Raw genomic sequence first — 17,224 nt, 5'->3', positions numbered from 1 at the left:
TGTGCCCGATATCCCTCTGCGATCAGGCGTATCGCCCTTTCGTTGACGCGTGCGGATGGGCACATTACCTCCCGAAGTATCCGGCCAAGGATCCTCGCTCGCGCTTGAGACGATCGGCCTCTGCGTTGTCTCTCTCGGCAAAGCTTCGACCACCGGCCGGGCAGGCCGCTTCTTCAGGGCGGCACCCGAACGCACGATGGACAGCACCTTGACGTCAGACGCCGAGGCCGGCTTGCGGAGCGAGGCGAGGCCCTTGCCCCAGGGATACGAGGCCATGCCGGCGACCGATCCCAAGAGCCCCGTTGCGCTTTTCGGGGCGGACGAACCGCTCGCCATGGATTCGGGCGCTGCGCTGGCGCCGTTCCAGATCGCCTACCAGACCGCCGGCACGCTCAACACGGAGCGCTCCAACGCCGTCCTGATCTGCCATGCACTGACGGGCGACCAGCATTTCGCCCATCGCCATCCGGTGACGGGCAAGGCCGGCTGGTGGGAGACCCTGGTCGGCCCGGGCAAACCCATCGATACCGACCGCTACTTCGTCGTCTGCTCGAACGTCATCGGCAGCTGCATGGGCTCGACCGGCCCGGCCTCGGTCGATCCGGCGACGGCCAAGCCCTACGGCCTCGACTTCCCGCTGGTGACCATTCGCGACATGGTGCGGGCCCAGGCGATGCTGCTCGACCGGCTCGGCATCCCCGACCTGTTCCTCTGTATCGGCGGCTCGATGGGTGGCATGCAGGTCCTGCAATGGGCCTCGCTTTTTCCCGAGCGCGTCTTCGCCGCGATGCCGATCGCCACCGGTGCGCGCCACTCGGCCCAGAACATCGCCTTCCACGAGGTCGGCCGGCAGGCGATCATGGCCGATCCGGCCTGGGCGGACGGGCGCTACTTCGAGGAGGGCACCCGGCCCGCCAAGGGGCTTGGCGTCGCACGGATGGGCGCGCACATCACCTATCTCTCCGAGCCGGCTTTGCACCGCAAGTTCGGCCGCCGCCTGCAGAACCGCGCGGCGCCGACCTTCTCGTTCAACGCCGACTTCCAGATCGAGAGCTACCTGCGCCACCAGGGGCTGAGCTTCGTCGAGCGCTTCGACGCCAACGCCTATCTCTACCTTACCCGCGCCATGGACTATTTCGACCTCGCCGAGGATCATGGCGGCGTGCTCGCCAACGCCTTCCGCGCCTCCAAGACCCGGTTCTGCGTGATCGCCTTCACCTCCGACTGGCTGTTTCCGACAGCGGATTCCCGCGCGATCGTGCATGCGCTCAACGCCGTCGCCGCGCCCGTCGCCTTCGTCGAGGTCGAGAGCGACAAGGGCCACGACGCCTTCCTGCTCGACGAGCCGGCGCTCTTTTCCGCAGCGCGCGGCTTCGTCGACGCGGCTGCACGGGCGCGCGGGCTGTGAGCGGTCGCGTGGGACCGACCGATGCCGTCGCCGGTGCGCCGTGGAAGAGCATCGAGACGCTGCCCCGCAATGCCGGGGACGACGGCACCCGCGTCGATCATCTCGTCGTGCTCGGCCTCGTGCCGGACGGCGCACGCGTCCTCGACATCGGCTGCGGCGATGGCTCGCTGCTGGCACTGCTGCGCGACCGGCGCAGCGTCGACGGCCGCGGCATCGAGCTCTCGCGGGCGGGGGTCAACGCCTGCCTCGCCCGCGGCCTGCCGGTGATCCAGGGCGATGCCGACACGGATCTCGCCAACTACCCCGACAACGCCTTCGACGTGGTCGTGCTCTCCCAGACGATCCAGGCGACCCGCAACCCGCGCATCGTGCTCGATCATCTCCTGCGAATCGGCAAGCAGGTCATCATCTCGTTCCCGAATTTCGGCCACTGGCGGGTGCGGGCCGAACTCGCCTTCCGCGGACGGATGCCGGTGACCGAGATCATGCCGGAGGCTTGGTACGAGACCCCCAACATCCATCACTGCACCATCCGCGACTTCGTCGGGCTGTGCCGGACGGTCGGCGCCGAGATCGAAAAAGCCACGGCGCTGGACGGACGCGGCCGGCCGATGCGCTACTCGATGCCGTGGTGGTTCTGGAACCTCGTCGGCGCGCAGGGCGTGTTTCTGCTGCGCAGCGGCGGCACGGACCACGAGTGAACAGAGGATAGAATGCGCCGCATTCTCATCCTCGGGCCGCCTGGCAGCGGCAAGTCCACCCTCGCCCGGCGGCTGGGTGCCCGGCATGGACTGCCGGTGTTCCATCTCGATCAGGCCTATTGGCGTCCCGGCTGGGTGGCAGCGGAGCCGGACGACTTTCGCGCCGAAGTCGCGCGCATCGCGGCGCTGCCGGCCTGGGTGATCGACGGCAACTACACCGACACGATCTCGCCGCGCTTGGCTGCGGCCGATACTCTGATCTATCTCGACGTGCCAGCCTGGCTGTCGCTTGCCCGCATCCTCAGGCGCATCGCCGCAAGCTACGGGCGGCAGCGGCCCGATATGGCGGAGGGCTGCCGGGAGCAACTCGACCTCGCCTTTCTAGGCTTCGCCCTGACCTGGAACCGCAAGCGGCGGGCGCGAAGCCTCGCCCTCGTCTCAAGATTTTCGGGGCGTGGGATCGTGCTGCGTGGTCGGCAGGACTTCGAGGCCGAATTGCCCCTGCGATAGCCTGCTTCGCACGCGAGCCTATGCCGCTTCCGCCCGCGCCAGCTCCGCTGCGATGCCGGCGGCGAGGTCGACCGCCTGATTGCGGATGTCGGGCACCGCGATGCACTCCCAGAGCGCGCCGCGCATGAGAGGCCCGAGCGTCCAGACCGGTCCGGCCTGGCGCTGTCCGCGCGCCCGGAAATCCGCACCCACGTCGAGGCCGAGGCCGAACGCGCCGGGGCGGACCAGCCCGCGGTCGATCAGCCGGCGCAGCAGCGGGTCGGTCGTCTCGCCGACGCGGCCGATCCCGGTGGCGTCGAGGATGCACTGGACCGCGAGACGCTCCGGCTCCGCGGCACCGCGCGGCCTCAGGGTCACGACGGCCTGGGTCGCCTCGTCCGCGATCGACAGGATCCGCCCGGCACGCACCGTGAGCCTGCCGTCGGCGATCTCCCGGTCGATCGCGTCGGCAGCGGGCGGCGCCGAGCGATGCCGGTGGACGTCCCAGAACGGGCGCAGATGGCGCAGGAAGCGGCCGCGCTCGGAGTGCGGCAGGCTGCGCCAGATGAAATCCGTCACCGGACGGAGCGCGTCGACCACGCTGCGCCAGTCGTCGCTGGCCGCGCGGGCGGAGGCATGAAGCCGCCGGCTCAGGGTGGCGAGCGAGGAAAGGTCTGCCGCGGTCAGGTTCGGCACGGGGTGCGCCGCGGCCGGCGCATGCGTGTTCGGCAGCAGGCCGCGCCGCGACAGCGCGACGATCGGGCCGGCGAAGCCGCGCCGACGGAGGGAGACGACGGCGTCGATCATGGTCAGTCCGGTGCCGACGACCAGCACCGGCTGATCGGGCTGCAGCCGGCCGATGGTCTCGGGCGCCCAGATGTCGGCGCGGTGCGCGCTATGCGGCTCGCCGGTGCCGGCGAGGTTGCCCATGGCGAGGACAGCCCCCGCGACCGGCAGGCCGAGACCGCCCTCGGTGCGCAGCGAGAAGCCGCCCGCGGACGGCACGAGATCGGTCACCGCATCGTTGACGAGACGCAGCCGCGGCGGCCCGCCATTCGTGACGGTTTCGGTCAGGATTTCAGAGAGATAGCGCCCATAGAGCGGCCGCGAGGCGAAGGTGCCGGCCGGGGTGGCACGGATCCCGACGGCCTCCTCCGGCGGCAGGCAGGCGGCGTTGCGCGCGAGCCAGTCCTCGAAATGCCGCGGGCGGTCCGGAAACGCGCTCATGTTCGCGGCGCGCAGGTTATGGAAGTGGCCGAAATCGCCCGTGCCGTAGGCGAGCCCGCGCGCAAAACTCTCGGAACGCTCGCAGAGCAGTACAGGCCGCTCGCGCGGCAGGGCTTCGAGCAGCTGGATCGCGGCCATGGTGCCGCTGAAGCCGGCACCGATCACGGCGATGGGGAGCGCAGAGGACGACGCGCCCATGATGAGAGACTCCGGAACGGACTACGCGCGCCGCCCGGCACCGGGCGGCACAACCAATTCGTTCTCTATAACGAACGACCGAAGGGCCCGTAAAGCACGGATCCACTGCGGTGCCGTTGGCTAGCACAATACAGCGGCTGCCGTGACAAACGAAGCTGCAGAAGCCGGGTCGGCGGCCGCTCGATCATTCTCTCAGATGCGGTCATACGGAGAAGAAGATTCGAAAAATCGTTTTATAAAAAGAACAATGATGGCGCCGTTCCGTACATGTGCGCCAGATCACGCCGCCTCACCGGCAAGCCGCCGTGCCGCCCGCCCGCGCCCGATCAGCGGCAGCAGGCGCGCGAGATCCGGGCCATGGTCGAGTCCCGTAAGCGCTTGACGCAGCGGCATGAACAGCGCGCGGCCCTTGGCTCCCGTCTCGCGCTTGACCGCCTCGGTCCAGCTCTTCCAGGTTCCGCCATCGAAGGCGCCCTCCGGCAGCAGCGCGAGCGCCTTCGCCGCGAAATCCGGATCCGAAATCACCGGGCTCACCGGCCCGGCGACGATGCGCCACCATAGGGCCGCATCGCCGACCTTGACGAGGTTCGCCTTCACCGCCTCCCAGAAGGATTCCGACGTCTCTTCAGGAACTTCCATGGCGATGAGCCGGTCCCGCGCCTCCGCGAAGGGCATGGCGTGGACGAGTTGTGCGTTGATGCCGTCGAGTTCGGCCGGGTCGAACTTTGCCGGCGCCCGCGAGATCCGGCCGAGATCGACGAGGCTCGCGAGGTCGTCGAGGGAGGCCACCGGCCGCACCGCCTCGGAGGTGCCCGTCAGCGCGGCGAGCGCTGCGACCGAGGCCGGTTCGTAGCCGGCTTCGCGCAGCCCCCGCAGCGAGAGGTGGCCGAGGCGTTTCGACAGGCCCTCGCCATCCGCAGTGGTAAGCAGGTTGTGATGCGCAAAGACCGGCACGGGATAGCCAAGTGCCTGGAAAAGCTGAACTTGTACGCCGGTATTGGTGACGTGATCCTCGCCGCGGATGATGTGCGTCACGCCCATCTCGGCATCGTCGACCACCGAGGGGAGGGTGTAGAGCGCGCTGCCGTCCTCGCGGATCAGGACGGGATCGGAGAGGGAGGCGCAGTCGACGTGGCTCTCGCCGCGGACGAGATCGGTCCAGGCTACGACGACGGGGTCGAGCTTGAACCGCCAGTGCGGGCGGCGGCCCTCGGCCTCCAGGGCGGATTTTTCGGCATCCGAGAGCGCGAGCGCGGCGCGGTCGTAGATCGGCGGGAGGCCGCGGCCGAGCTGGCGTTTGCGGCGGCGATCGAGCTCTTCGGCGGTCTCGTAGCAGGGGTAGAGACGACCCTGCGCGATCAGTTTTTCTTTGGCGGCGTCGTGACTTGGCGTGCGCTCGCTCTGCCGGGCGAACAGGTCGGGCACGATGCCGAGCCAGGCCAGGTCCTCCTGGATCGCCTGGGCGAACGCCGCCGTCGAGCGCGCGCGGTCGGTGTCGTCGAGGCGCAGCAGGAACCGGCCCAAGGTCTTGCGGGCAAACAGGAAATTCAGCAGCGCCGGCCGGGCGTTGCCGATATGGAGGAAGCCCGTCGGCGAGGGCGCGAAGCGGACGAGGGGGGTGGTCATGGCCGCCACGCCTAACGGGTTTGGCCGCCCCTGCGAAGGGGGCCGCCCGATGCTGCCTTGGATAGACACGGTATGCGTCGGCCCGTACGCCACGGTCAGCATGAACCGGCCGCGCATGCCGTCCATGGCCAGTCTTGACGGAACTCGATGCCCGGCCCTAGAAGCGCAGCGTTCGCCGGGCAGCGCTCCGGGCGACGCCACGGCCGGCATGGACGGTTAGCACAGCGGTAGTGCGTTCCCTTCACACGGGAAAGGTCGCAGGTTCGATCCCTGCACCGTCCACCATTTTTCTCTCATCAAAACAGAGACTTACCCCGTAAGTGGCTTGCCACGAGAGGCTTCGGCCAAGGGCCGGGCCGCACGTGGGCAGCACCGTTTCAGCGACAATTTGCGACCAGATTGCTCGGCACTTTTCCCCCACGATCGTTCGAGTTCTTGCACCGCCGGAGCTCTCGATAGGCGGGCGATTCGAACCGGCGGCCTCGTCACGCGGCTGCCGCAACTGATCCTAAACCGATCTGGAAGAGCCTGCGTGTCTCGCTGGCGCGCTTCAGGGATTGTCCCGGCTCATGCTCCGTCGTTTTACACACCCGATCGCTTCTCTCGTTGTGGTGTTGGCCGGCTGTAGCGGAGCCTTCGCTGCTAAGGCGCCGGCCCGCAGGGCCGTTTCTGACGACCGCGCAGCTGCGGCCGCGATCAGCCGGTATCGGGCGCAACATGGTTTCGGGCCCGTCCAGGTGGATGCGGGTCTGACCAGAGCCGCAGCCTATGCGGCTAGGGCGAACGCTGCAGCCGGCTCGCTTAGCCACGATGCCGGCGGCTCGTTCCAGGCGCGCATGGCGATGACCGGGCTTCCGAGAGGTCTGAAGGCCGAGAACCTGGGCGCCGGGACCGCCACCTTCGAGCAGACGCTGGCGATGTGGCAGGCTTCATCCGGCCACAACGCAAACCTGCTCCTGCCCGAGGCGCGGCGCATCGGGATCGCTCACGCTGACGCGTCAGGTTCATCCTACGGCCGGTTCTGGGCCCTGGTAGTCTCGCAATAGGCCGCGCCGGATTCGACCTAGACGCTTTGGCGGTAGGCTCGATCGCGCTACGGGGCGGCATGAGCAATGTGATCCGCCCGACATTCGGCGCCCGACCGAAGCCTGAGGACGTTCCGCCGACCATTGCGTCCGTCACCGAGCTTCGAGCCGTACGTCATCTCGGCCAGGCCGCCGGGTATGACGTTGCCATGGTCCGCGATGAGGACACGAAACAAGGGCCGGTGTCCAACGTCGTTGTTGGCTTGGAGGCCGGCAGCGATGTCGACGTCGTTGCGATCCTACCTGGTACGCAGGAAGGCGAAGCCGATGCCGAGGTCGTCGGTATGGCGATCCTGCGAACACTGGAGCTTCTGGAAACGACTGGGCGGGGCCCTGAGATCGCCTGACCGCAGCGGTGGCCGGCGTGATCTTCATCGATCAGAATGGCGAAGGGCCAGACGTCTGGCTCCGGAAGGCGAGGCCGGAAAGTGGTCGCCAAAGAGCCTTCCCTAGCCAGCACTGCCGGGTCGACTAGTGGTCAAAATCTAACGGAGGAGCCCCATGTTCTGGGTCTGCTCGCGATCCCTTGCCGACTATCGGAAGGTCCGCTCCCATGCTGTCGAGGCAGAGGTCAACGACCGGCTCGGGTGGTTTCCTGCCCGTCCGCTTCTGGACTGCGGTTGCATCTAGCGGACATAGCCGTAGGGACCGCTCACGACCCGTTGCGGAAGGTCGGAACGTCCGCTCTGAGGCAGCGCGGTGGACCAGGACGTACGGCTGGGTTGGGTGGATTTTGGCTGGACTGCTTTCGAACGTACAAGACGATAAGCGGATGTCAGGACAGCTTACGCAACAATTAATCGGTAACTTCGTAGACGTCCCGAGGCCCCAGCCCTCACAGGCAGGCAAGATCCGCGCCGGAAAAGGCATGCATTTAGAAGCGATTATACCGTTCGCACATACGCGACCCGCGTAGCTTAATTTCGATTGCGCACTAACTTGTTCGATGGCGGCCCGTGGCCAGCCAAAGAAGCCTTCTGAGGAAACAATAGATGCTAAAGTTCGTCATTCCTGCTGTGGCCCTGGCCGCAGCTGCCTCCACGCCTGTCTCTGCCCTCGAAGTCACCAAGACGGCCACCATCGCCGCGGCCCCCGACACTGTATGGAAGACCATCGGCGCTTTCTGCGGCATCGGCGACTGGCATCCCGTGGTCGAGAAGTGCGCGCTCTCAAAGAAGGGTGATAAGGAGCAACGCACCTTGACTCTTAAGGGCGGCGGCACGCTGTTGGAAGAAGAGCAGGCCCGCGACGACAAGGCCATGAGCTACACGTACACCATCCTTGAAGGCCCGCTTCCGGTCTCCGACTACAAGTCGACGATCATGGTCGCCAAGGACGGCAGCGGCTCAAAGGTGACGTGGTCGGGCAACTTCAAGGCGAAGGGCGCTCCGGACAACAAGGCTCAGGAAGCGATCGGCGGCGTGTACGAGGCTGGCCTCAAGGGGCTCTCCGAGAAGGCCAAGTAAGCCTGCATACCAGCAAGGGCGGCTTAGCTCTGCCCCTGCTTCAGGTGCAGGTTCTGGCCCGTGGTCCGCCAGCTTCGCGACGATTGATGGTGGGAACTCGTGAGGCGGTCTCGCCGATACGCTCGATCCATTGCATCGGATGGGGACCGAACGATCGTCGAAGTTACAAGGCCCGGGGATAACCCTCCCAACCCACAGCGCCACGCGCATTAGACTGCGCGACCTACCAGCGATCCGATCCCGGCGGTGACGGCCATGGCCAAGGCACCCCAGAAGGCGACGCGGGCGGTCGCTTGCGGAATCCTGGAACCACCGACCCAGGCCCCGAGCGCGCCCAGAACGCCCAGGAACACGAGCGAGGCTGCCGAGACCGCGTAGACGGTCAGCCCGGCCGGCGAGAGCAAAGCGACGACGAGCGGCAGGATCGCGCCGGCCGCGAAGGTCGCCGCCGACGTCAACGCGGCCTGGATTGGCCGGGCGGAGGTGATTTCCGAGATGCCGAGCTCGTCGCGGGCATGGGCCCCAAGGGCATCCTTAGCCATCAGCTGTTGAGCGACCTGCGTGGCCAGCGCACGATCCAGACCGCGGCCGACATAGATCTGCGTGAGTTCTTCTTGTTCGGCAGCGGGATACTGTTCGAGTTCGCGGCGCTCGCGAGCGAGATCCGCCCTCTCCGTGTCGGCCTGCGAGCTGACCGACACGTATTCGCCGGCAGCCATGGACATCGCACCTGCGACCAGGCCGGCGCTGCCGGCGAGCAGGATCTCGCTGTGGCCGCTCGACGAGGCGGCGACGCCAACGATCAGGCTCGCGGTGGAGACGAGACCGTCGTTAGCACCAAGAACGGCGGCCCTCAGCCAGCCGATCCGATCGATCAGATGATACTCCTGATGGGGAGGCGTGACGGTCATGCGAACCTCGCGATCACAGAGCAGCGTCAGCCGCGGGAGACCCGGCCGGGCAGCATCCGACGCAGCACCTGATCGTGCCACAGGTAGTGGTGGACCAGGGCGGCCGCGGCGTGGAACAGGGCTAGGATGGCGAGGCAGTGCGCCGCCAGACCATGCAGGTCGGTGAGCTGATGTCGCCATTCGCGATCGCCGAGCTGAGGCAGCCGGACCAGATCGAACAAACTGACGCCCCGCACGAACGCGTTCGCGATCCCGAGGACCGCAACGCAGACGGCGAGGACGTAGAGGAGTACGTGGACGGACTTCGCCAGCAGATGGAACGGCTCCGTCTCGGGCACAGCGAGTTGCCGCCCGCCGGTCTGTCGCCAGACGAACAGCGCCACGAGTGCCCCGGCAAAGACGAAGCCCAGTACGAAATGCAGCGACCAGACGTTCGCCCGGATCGGCCCCTTCGGCAGGCTATCCGTGAACTGGCCGAGCGGCCAGAGAAGCAGCGTCGTGGACGCCACAGTCCAGTGAAGCCCAAGGGTAAATCGGTCGTAGCGGCCGGTGGTCGAATCGAGCCTCGTGACGGCGTCCAAGCGATGTTCTCCATAGCGACTTAAGCTTCAGTCAGACGCCCGGCGGTCAGCGGACGACCATTGGGAACCGACGGCCGAGGTCGAAACAGAGCGCGTCACGGCCGCGGACGGCGTCCATCCGTTCGAACTCGCCGGCACCGGCCCGAATATCGGCGACACCCTGTTCCGGTCCGAGTTCCTCGAAGCAGACGCGTGCCCGTTCGACGATCGTCTCGTTGTAGGCTGTGAAGCTGCAGGGGACCGACGCCCTGCGCAGGAGTCCATGCAACTTCAACAGGGCTTCACAATCGAATGCCTGGACCGGCCCTGAAGCCGACAGGACGAGGCTGACGATCGCGGTAGCAGCGCGCAGGGTAAGCGCCGCCAGCCGTCTACCGTTGCGGGTTGCTCTCTCAGGCATCGGATCCGGCCTTCCGAACCACGCCGAGTGGCGGTTCGACCGTTCCCTCCATGCGGGACGCGGGTTCCGCTCGACGCGTGAAGGGCAGCCGCAGGCGCAACGCGTAGGGATAGATCGCCGGAAGCACGACGAGGGTCAGCAGTGTCGCCGTGATCAGGCCGCCGATGACGACCGTGGCGAGCGGTCGTTGGACCTCCGCGCCGGCGCTGGTCGAGAGTGCCATTGGCAGGAAGCCGAGGGTGGCGACGAGGGCTGTCATCAGGACGGGCCGCAGGCGCAGCTCCGCCGCACGCGTGGCCGCCTGGCGCGCATCGAGGCCGAGACGTTCGAGATCGCGGATGGTGCTCGTCAGAACGACACCGTTGAGGACGGCAATGCCGAAAGTCGCGATGAAGCCGATCGCCGCCGAGATCGAGAACGGCAGGTCACGCAGGTAGAGCGCGACGATGCCGCCGGTCGCGGCGATCGGCACGTTGAGGAAAATCAGCCCGGCCAGGCGGATGTCGGAAAACATCACCACGAGCAGGATCAGGATCACGGCCATCGCCGCCGGGACCACGACCGCGAGCCGGCCGGTCGCCTCCTGCAGGTTCTGGAACTGCCCGCTCCAGACCAGGGAATAGCGCGGCGGTAGCGACACCTGTTGGCGGACCGCGGCTTGGGCCACATCAACGAAGCTCTGGACGTCGCGCCCGCGCACGTTCGCCTGCACCGAGATGCGCCGCTGAAGGCGTTCGCGGCTGATCTGCGCCGGTCCCGAAGCGACCGCGACCGAGGCGACGAGGGAGAGCGGCACCAGCGCCTTGCCGCTGCGTCCCACGGGCAGTTCGCGGATGCGGGCGATGTCGCTGCGGTCGGCCGGATCGAGACGCACGACGATGTCGGTGATCGCGTTGTCGTCGCCGTAGACCATGCCGGCGGTGCGCCCGCCGATGCTCTCGACCACGTCGAGGATGTCGCTGACGTTGACGCCGTAGCGGGCGGCCGCGGCCCGATCGATCTGCACGGAGAGCGCCGGCTGCCCGGCCTGGGCCTCGGCCTTGACGTCGGCGGCCCCGTCGATGCCGGAGACGACCCGCACGATGGCGTCGGCCGTCTGCTTTAGGGTCTTGAGGTCGTCGCCGTAGAGACTGATCGCGACGTCGCCGCGCACGCCTTCCAACAGGTCGTCCATGCGCATCTGGATCGGCTGCGAGAAGGAATAGGCGACGCCCTGCACCTCTTCCTTCAGCCGCTTGTCGAAAGCGGCAACGAGTCCGTCCTGGCTGTCGGCCGTCGTCCAGGTCGCGGGATCGGCAAGGGTGATGAAGCTGTCGGTCGATTCGACGCCCATGGGGTCGGTCGGGATCTCGGCGCTGCCGGTCAACGACACCACCCGCTTCACCTCGGGGAAGCTCTTCAACACCTGCTCGATGCGATGGACGACCTTGAGCGAGGCGTCGAGGTTGATCCCCGGTAGCTTCTCCGAGGTGATGACGATCGAGCCCTCGGACAATTTAGGCAGGAACTCGCCGCCGAGACGCGTGGCCAGTCCGCAGCTTCCCGCAAAGAGCGCCAATGTCAGCAGGACCGTGAGGCCGGCGCGTCGTTCGGCGAGCCGGAGGAGCGGTGTGTAGAGCCGCCGCACCCCGCGCACGAGCAGCGTCTGGCGCTCGCCGACGCCGCGACCCGACAGGACGATCGCCGCGAGCGCCGGCATCAGCACCATGGTCACGACGAGCGAGCCCGCCAGCGCCAGGATCACGGTCAGGGCCATCGGCACGAACATCTTGCCCGCAACGCCTTCGAGGGCGAGCACCGGCACGTAGACCAGCATGATGATCGCAACCGCGAACAGGATCGGGCGCGCGACCTCGGACGTGGCGTCGCGGATCACCGCGTCGGCCGGCTTGTCCGGGTGCTCGCCGCGGGCGCGCAGCACGTTCTCGACCATGACAACGGCTCCGTCGACGATCAGGCCGAAGTCGATCGCGCCGAGGCTCATCAGATTGCCCGACAGGCCGAAGAGCCGCATCCCGGCGAACGCCATCAGCATCGACAGCGGGATCGCCGCCGCCACGATCAGGCCGGCCCGGAGGTTTCCGAGCAGCAGGAGCAGCACGACGACGACGAGGGCCGCGCCCTCTAGCAGGTTGTGCTCGACGGTGCGGATGGTCCGGGCGACGAGTTCGCTGCGGTCGTAATAGGGCCTGATCTCGACGCCCGGCGGCAGTTGCGGCTTCAGGTCGGCGATCGTCTGCTTCACCCGCTCGACGACGGCGCTGGCGTTCTCGCCCTGCTGCATCATTGCGATGCCAACGACGGTCTCGCCGGCCGCGTCGTGGCTGACCGCGCCGAGGCGGGCCTTCGGCGCTTCCACGACCTTGCCCAGGGTGGCGACCGTCACCGGCACGCCGCCGGGGCCCGTGGCCACGACAATATTGCCGATGTCCTCGGGGCTCGTGGCGAGCCCGAGCCCCCGGATAACCTCCTGCTGGTCGTTGTGCTCCATATACGCGCCACCCCGGGCGGCGTTGTTCTCGGCCAGGGCCGTGTAGACCTGCGCCATGGTCACGCCGTAGCGATGCAGGCTCTCCGCCGAGACCTGGGCCTCGTAGGTCGGCATCTGGCCGCCGTAGATGTTCACGTCGGCGATGCCGGGCGTCAGCCTGAGCTTCGGCGCGATCGTCCATTGCAGGATGCGCTTGAGGGCCATCGGCGAATAGGCCGGCCCGCGCAGCTCGAACTGGTAGATCTCGCCGAGCCCCGTTGCCATCGGACCCATCTGCGGGTCGCCGATCCCGGCCGGCATCATCGCCTTGGCCTGGGGCAGGCGCTGGAATACCTGCGCGCGGGCCTCAACGATCGGCACGGTATCGTCGAAGGTGACGTAGACGGCCGAGACACCGTAGCGCGAGGTCGAGCGGACGCCCGACAGGCCCGGTGCGCCGGCCATGGCGTTCTCGACCGGGAAGGTCACGAGCCTCTCGACTTCGAGCGGTCCGAGGCCCGGCGACAGGGTCAGCACCATGACCTGCTTCGGCGAGACGTCCGGCACTGCGTCAATCGACAAGCCTTCGAGGTTAGCGATGCCGCCGGCTGCGCCCGCGAGGGCGATGACGAGCACCAGCCAGCGGCGGCGGATCAGAAGGGCGAACCAGGCTTTCATCGGGGCGACATCAGTTCGTCGACCCGAGCAGGCCGCGCAGCAGGATCGCCTTGAGGCCGAAGCTGCCGTCCGTGGCGACCGTCTCTCCTGCCGCCAGCCCGGATGTCACCTCGACCCAGTCGGCGCGCTGCAGGCCGAGACCGAGGTCGCGCTTCTCGAACCGGTTCTCGGCGGTGCGCACGAAGGCGATGGGCCCGGCTTCCGTCTGCTGGACCGCCGCCGCCGGTACCGTGACGCCGTCGCGGCCGAGATCGGCGGCGATGGAGACCGACACGAACATGTTCGCGCGCAGCAGGCCGCGGGGATTGTCGATCTCGATGCGGGCCGGCGCGGTGCCCGTCGCGGCATCCAGTGCCGCGTTGACCGATCGCACCCGACCCTCGAACTGCCGATGCTCGGTGATGGGGGCGTCGATCGTCGCGAGATCGCCGGCCCTTACACCGTCGATGTCGTGCCCGTAGAGGTTGGCCAGGACCAGGATCCGGCTTGGGTCCGCCACGGTGAAGGCGTCCCGGTTCGTGTCGACCACCTCGCCGAGGGTGATGTTGGCGCTTGTCACCACGCCGGCGATCGGCGTGACGATGGCGCTCGTCCCCGACGACGTCGTGCCGGTGGGGGCGAGCCGCTCGTACTGGGCTTTGAACATCTCGGCCTGGGCCTGCGCCGATTGCACCGCGGCGTGCGCCTTGGCGAGGTCGACCTGCCGCCGGTCGACTTCCGCCTGTGCGACACCGCCGACCCTGACCAGGTCGGTGCCGCGCTTGAGATTGAGTTCAGCCACCTTCTCAGTGGCCTGTGCCTCGCCCAGCGCCGCCTTTGCGGCCGCAAGCCCGTTGCGGGCGTCGAGAATGCCGGCCGCATCGAGCGTCGCTAGGGTCTGCCCAACGACGACCCGATCGCCCGGCTGGACCGCAAGGCTGAGAACGCGCCCCAACGTCCGTGGTTTGAGATGCGTCACCCGCCGCTCGTCGAAGGCCACCGTGCCGGGGGCGCGCACGGGTTTGACCAGCCGACGGGTCTCGACCTGACCGAAGGCAAGCCCGAGCCGCTTCTGGCCCTCGGCATCGAGGGTGATGACGTTCGCGTCTTTGACTTCGCCGGCCTGCTCTGCCGTTTCTGCTGCAGCTGGATCATCTTTTGCGTGCGACGCCATGCCGAGGGACGCCAGGACGGGCTGAGTTAACAGCAAGAGCCGATCACGAAACAGCCACGCGCCACCGCCGAGCAGGACGAGTGCGGCGAATACGGGCAGCCATCCACCGGACCACCGAGCCGGCTGTAGCGCGACTCTGGTTGCCCCTCCGGTCACAGCCTCGCCCGTCGCCGAGGCCGACGCTTCTTCGCGGTGGAGCGGAGTGGTGTCGGCATGGTCGGCGGCGAGCAGCACGAGCCCTCTGGGAGAGGTGAGCTTCTAGATTAGAGAAATTCCAATAAGGGGCGGCGGCCCCCTCTTCGCCACTAAATTCGCGTTCACGATCCGACTTTGCTCGCGACCGAGACCAATATTCGGGTCAGGGTCGTCGGATACGCAGGCGAAAATGCCGGCATCGAGACGGGATACGGCGTGGCACGACTGCTCCTGATCGAGGACGATGCGGAGACCGCCGAGGAGGTCCTTGGCGATCTGCGCGGGCGCGGTCACGTGGTCGAATGGGCCGCCACAGGACCGGACGGCGCGCGGGCAGCTGGCCATGGATCCTGGCAAGCTATCATTCTCGACCGCATGCTGCCTGGCCGCGACGGCCTCAGCGTTCTGCAGGATCTGCGCGGGGCGGGAGACCGGACCCCGGCCCTTGTGCTGAGCGCCCTATCCGACGTGGACGAGCGCATTCGTGGTCTGCGCGCCGGTGGCGACGACTACCTCGCCAAGCCCTTTGCGCTCGGGGAACTGGCGGCCCGGATAGAGGCGCTGCTGCGCCGCCCCTCCGACAACCGCGAGACGGTGCTGCGGCTGGGCAGCCTGGAGATCGACCTGATCGCCGGCCACGGCAGGCGCGGGATCCGCGACCTCGGTCTCCTGCCACGCGAGTTGAAGCTTCTCGAATACCTGATGCGGCGGCCCGGGCAGGTGGTCACGCGGACCATGCTGTTCGAGGAGGTCTGGAACTATCGATTCACGCCGAAATCCAACCTCATCGACGTGCATGTCGGGCGTCTGCGCCGCAAGATGGAGGCCGACGGCGAGGCGCCGATGATCGAGAGCGTGCGGGGCACCGGGTTCGTGCTGGCGCCCGATGCCTGATGTCCTGCAGCGCACCGCTGTCCGCTGGACCCTCGCCATTGCCCTCTGGTCGACGCTGCTGTCGCTCGGCCTGTTCGGCTTCGTCTATTGGCGCACGGCGGCCTTCATGCAGGCGGAACTCGCCCATGCCCTCCGGCACGAACTGGGATACGCGTCGAGCGAGCCCAACGCTGCTGCCGGGCGGATCGAGACCTGGCTCGGCGAGGATCTGCACAGTGTCCGCTTCGCCGGCCTGTTCGATACGGACGGGCAGCGCCTAGCCGGAAACCTCGACACGGCTCCGGCGGACCTACCCGACGACGGCGCGGTCCGTCGCATCGGCATACAGGTCGCGATTGCTGGACGCCGCCTGCACGAAGAACTTTGGTCGGCGGCACGGACACTGCCGGACGGCCGCACCGTCGTCGTTGCCCACGACACGGACGAGGTCGACCGCGCCAAAGCGACAGTCGTACACGGACTTGGCTTGGCGCTCCTGCCGATGCTGGCGCTTTCCATTCTTGGAGGAGCCCTCCTGGCGGGCCGCGCGCGACGTCGCGTCGCCATCACGGAGGACGCCGTCGCGCGCCTGATGCGCGGCGATCTTCGACAGCGGCTTCCGGTCGACGATTCGGACGACGCGTTCGATCGCCTCGCTCGCGACGTCAATGCGCTTCTCGACGAGATCGAGCGGCTCATGGACGAGGTGCGTGGCGTTGGCGACGCCATCGCGCACGATCTGCGCACACCCCTCACGCGGCTGCGTGCACGGCTGGAGCGCAGCCGCGAACAGGCGCGCAGCGTCGAGGAGTTCCGCGAAGCGGTCGATCAGGGCCTCGTCTGGATCGACCAAACTCTAGCCATGGTCACGGCCGTCCTGCGGATCGGCGAGATCGAGCACGGACGCCGCTGTGCCGGGTTCACCACGCTCGATCTCGGGCTGACGCTCGCTGAAACAGCGGAGTTCTTCGAACCGATGGCGGAGGACAAGGGCGTCCGCCTCACGCTCTCCATCCCGGCTGGCGCGCACGCGATCCGCGGCGACCGCGACCTGATCTTCGAGGCCCTGTCGAACCTCGTCGACAACGCGGTGAAATTTACCCCGCCGGGGGGAGAGGTCTCGCTCGGGCTGACGAACGAGCCCGAGATCGTTCGGGTGACGGTAGCCGACACCGGTCCCGGCATTCGGGAAGCTGAGCGCTCCAGGGTATTCAACCGCTTCTACCGCTCCGAACCGGCCCGCCAGACCGTCGGGAACGGCCTCGGGCTCGGTCTAGTGGTGGCAATCGTCAAACTGCATGGCGCCACGATCCAGTTGGAAGATGCGCCTTCAGCGGGTGCGCGGTTCGAACTTACCTTCCGAGAGCAGAGATAGCGCACGAGATTTTGACCAAGAATATTCGCCTCGGACAGCTGCAGCGAATCACCCAACTTGATTTATAAATCGTTATCTCGCCTAAAGCGTCTACTTTCGAGCTTCCTCCAATGAGTGGGGAGTTACTGGGTTGGCTCGACGGCGGAACGTCTGCTTCCGGGCGGAGGGCTAAAGCCCGCTTACCACCCCGAGCCGAAGTTGCCGGACGGCCGACGAATGGCCGCTTTCGGGAAGCGCCGATGGCTGTCGGTACGGCTGGCATGGGTCCAGGCCGTGTCAAAACTCGGGAATTGGGGCTTTTGCGGTCGGGTGACGTTCGGGTCTCGCGAGACTGGTCTGTTCATCGCGTCGAACGGGTTCTTACGGTCGGGAGACGGCCAGTTTTTGG

15 protein-coding genes and 1 tRNA gene are annotated in these 17,224 nt (G+C 67.4%); 9 read left to right on the top strand and 7 right to left on the bottom strand.

Annotation, left to right across the window (positions count from 1 at the left end; translation table 11 throughout):
- Positions 1-196 precede the first annotated feature (196 nt).
- From FV217_RS10635 to FV217_RS10625, 3 genes are read left to right on the top strand one after another with little or no spacing between them, the layout of a single operon-like run.
- The gene (locus FV217_RS10635; protein WP_147817158.1) at positions 197-1,408 is read left to right on the top strand and encodes a homoserine O-acetyltransferase; all 1,212 of its coding nucleotides are present in this window, start codon (positions 197-199) and stop codon (positions 1,406-1,408) included.
- Between the two features lie 8 nt (positions 1,409-1,416).
- Complete coding sequence (metW, locus tag FV217_RS10630; RefSeq protein ID WP_147817157.1) at positions 1,417-2,109, top strand: methionine biosynthesis protein MetW; 693 nt, start codon at positions 1,417-1,419, stop codon at positions 2,107-2,109.
- A 12-nt stretch (positions 2,110-2,121) separates the two neighbouring features.
- Positions 2,122-2,619 carry an AAA family ATPase gene (locus tag FV217_RS10625; protein ID WP_147817156.1) on the top strand — a complete coding sequence of 166 codons (498 nt, stop codon included), beginning with the start codon at positions 2,122-2,124 and terminating at the stop codon, positions 2,617-2,619.
- 18 nt (positions 2,620-2,637) lie between these two features.
- Here the strand turns inward: FV217_RS10625 and FV217_RS10620 are convergent, their stop codons facing one another.
- Both FV217_RS10620 and gltX read right to left on the bottom strand, forming a co-directional pair.
- Positions 2,638-4,023 (bottom strand): FAD/NAD(P)-binding protein, encoded by a 1,386-nt coding sequence (locus tag FV217_RS10620; RefSeq protein WP_147817155.1) that lies wholly within the window; start codon positions 4,021-4,023, stop codon positions 2,638-2,640.
- Between the two features lie 279 nt (positions 4,024-4,302).
- Positions 4,303-5,649 (bottom strand): glutamate--tRNA ligase, encoded by a 1,347-nt coding sequence (gene gltX / locus FV217_RS10615; protein ID WP_147817154.1) that lies wholly within the window; start codon positions 5,647-5,649, stop codon positions 4,303-4,305.
- A gap of 210 nt (positions 5,650-5,859) precedes the next feature.
- On the opposite strand from gltX, the gene FV217_RS10610 reads away from it, so the two are divergent.
- From FV217_RS10610 to FV217_RS10595, 4 genes are all read left to right on the top strand, one after another.
- Positions 5,860-5,934 (top strand) — tRNA-Val (locus tag FV217_RS10610).
- 284 nt (positions 5,935-6,218) lie between these two features.
- The gene (locus tag FV217_RS23665; RefSeq protein ID WP_147817153.1) at positions 6,219-6,695 is read left to right on the top strand and encodes a CAP domain-containing protein; all 477 of its coding nucleotides are present in this window, start codon (positions 6,219-6,221) and stop codon (positions 6,693-6,695) included.
- 59 nt (positions 6,696-6,754) lie between these two features.
- Complete coding sequence (locus FV217_RS10600; RefSeq protein ID WP_147817152.1) at positions 6,755-7,081, top strand: hypothetical protein; 327 nt, start codon at positions 6,755-6,757, stop codon at positions 7,079-7,081.
- Between the two features lie 645 nt (positions 7,082-7,726).
- Positions 7,727-8,200 (top strand): SRPBCC family protein, encoded by a 474-nt coding sequence (locus tag FV217_RS10595; protein WP_147817151.1) that lies wholly within the window; start codon positions 7,727-7,729, stop codon positions 8,198-8,200.
- 209 nt (positions 8,201-8,409) lie between these two features.
- Here the strand turns inward: FV217_RS10595 and FV217_RS10590 are convergent, their stop codons facing one another.
- Genes FV217_RS10590 through FV217_RS10570 form a run of 5 tightly spaced genes read right to left on the bottom strand, consistent with a single transcriptional unit; the run spans position 8,410 to position 14,627 of the window.
- Entirely contained in the window at positions 8,410-9,111 is a 702-nt protein-coding gene (locus FV217_RS10590; protein ID WP_147817150.1) for a VIT family protein, read from the bottom strand.
- A gap of 26 nt (positions 9,112-9,137) precedes the next feature.
- Positions 9,138-9,692: a cytochrome b/b6 domain-containing protein gene (locus tag FV217_RS10585; protein ID WP_147817149.1), complete on the bottom strand. Its 555-nt coding sequence runs from the start codon at positions 9,690-9,692 to the stop codon at positions 9,138-9,140.
- Positions 9,693-9,738: 46 nt separating this feature from the next.
- The gene (locus FV217_RS10580; RefSeq protein WP_147817148.1) at positions 9,739-10,092 is read right to left on the bottom strand and encodes a hypothetical protein; all 354 of its coding nucleotides are present in this window, start codon (positions 10,090-10,092) and stop codon (positions 9,739-9,741) included.
- A complete protein-coding gene (locus tag FV217_RS10575; RefSeq protein WP_147817147.1) occupies positions 10,085-13,240 on the bottom strand; it encodes a CusA/CzcA family heavy metal efflux RND transporter in 3,156 nt (1,051 codons plus the stop codon). Before FV217_RS10575 ends, FV217_RS10580 begins: the two co-directional genes overlap by 8 nt.
- Positions 13,241-13,250: 10 nt before the next feature.
- The gene (locus FV217_RS10570; protein ID WP_246682760.1) at positions 13,251-14,627 is read right to left on the bottom strand and encodes an efflux RND transporter periplasmic adaptor subunit; all 1,377 of its coding nucleotides are present in this window, start codon (positions 14,625-14,627) and stop codon (positions 13,251-13,253) included.
- Positions 14,628-14,804: 177 nt separating this feature from the next.
- Between FV217_RS10570 and FV217_RS10565 the strand changes: the two genes are divergently transcribed.
- Entirely contained in the window at positions 14,805-15,482 is a 678-nt protein-coding gene (locus FV217_RS10565) for a response regulator transcription factor (RefSeq protein WP_147817179.1), read from the top strand.
- Positions 15,475-16,836 carry an ATP-binding protein gene (locus tag FV217_RS10560; protein WP_147817146.1) on the top strand — a complete coding sequence of 454 codons (1,362 nt, stop codon included), beginning with the start codon at positions 15,475-15,477 and terminating at the stop codon, positions 16,834-16,836. Before FV217_RS10565 ends, FV217_RS10560 begins: the two co-directional genes overlap by 8 nt.
- The last annotated feature ends 388 nt before the right edge of the window (positions 16,837-17,224 follow it).

Source organism: Methylobacterium sp. WL9, from assembly GCF_008040035.1.
Taxonomy (GTDB): domain Bacteria; phylum Pseudomonadota; class Alphaproteobacteria; order Rhizobiales; family Beijerinckiaceae; genus Methylobacterium; species Methylobacterium thuringiense.
Note: the sequence above shows the minus strand (reverse complement) of the source record. Positions and strands in the feature narration are given on the sequence as shown.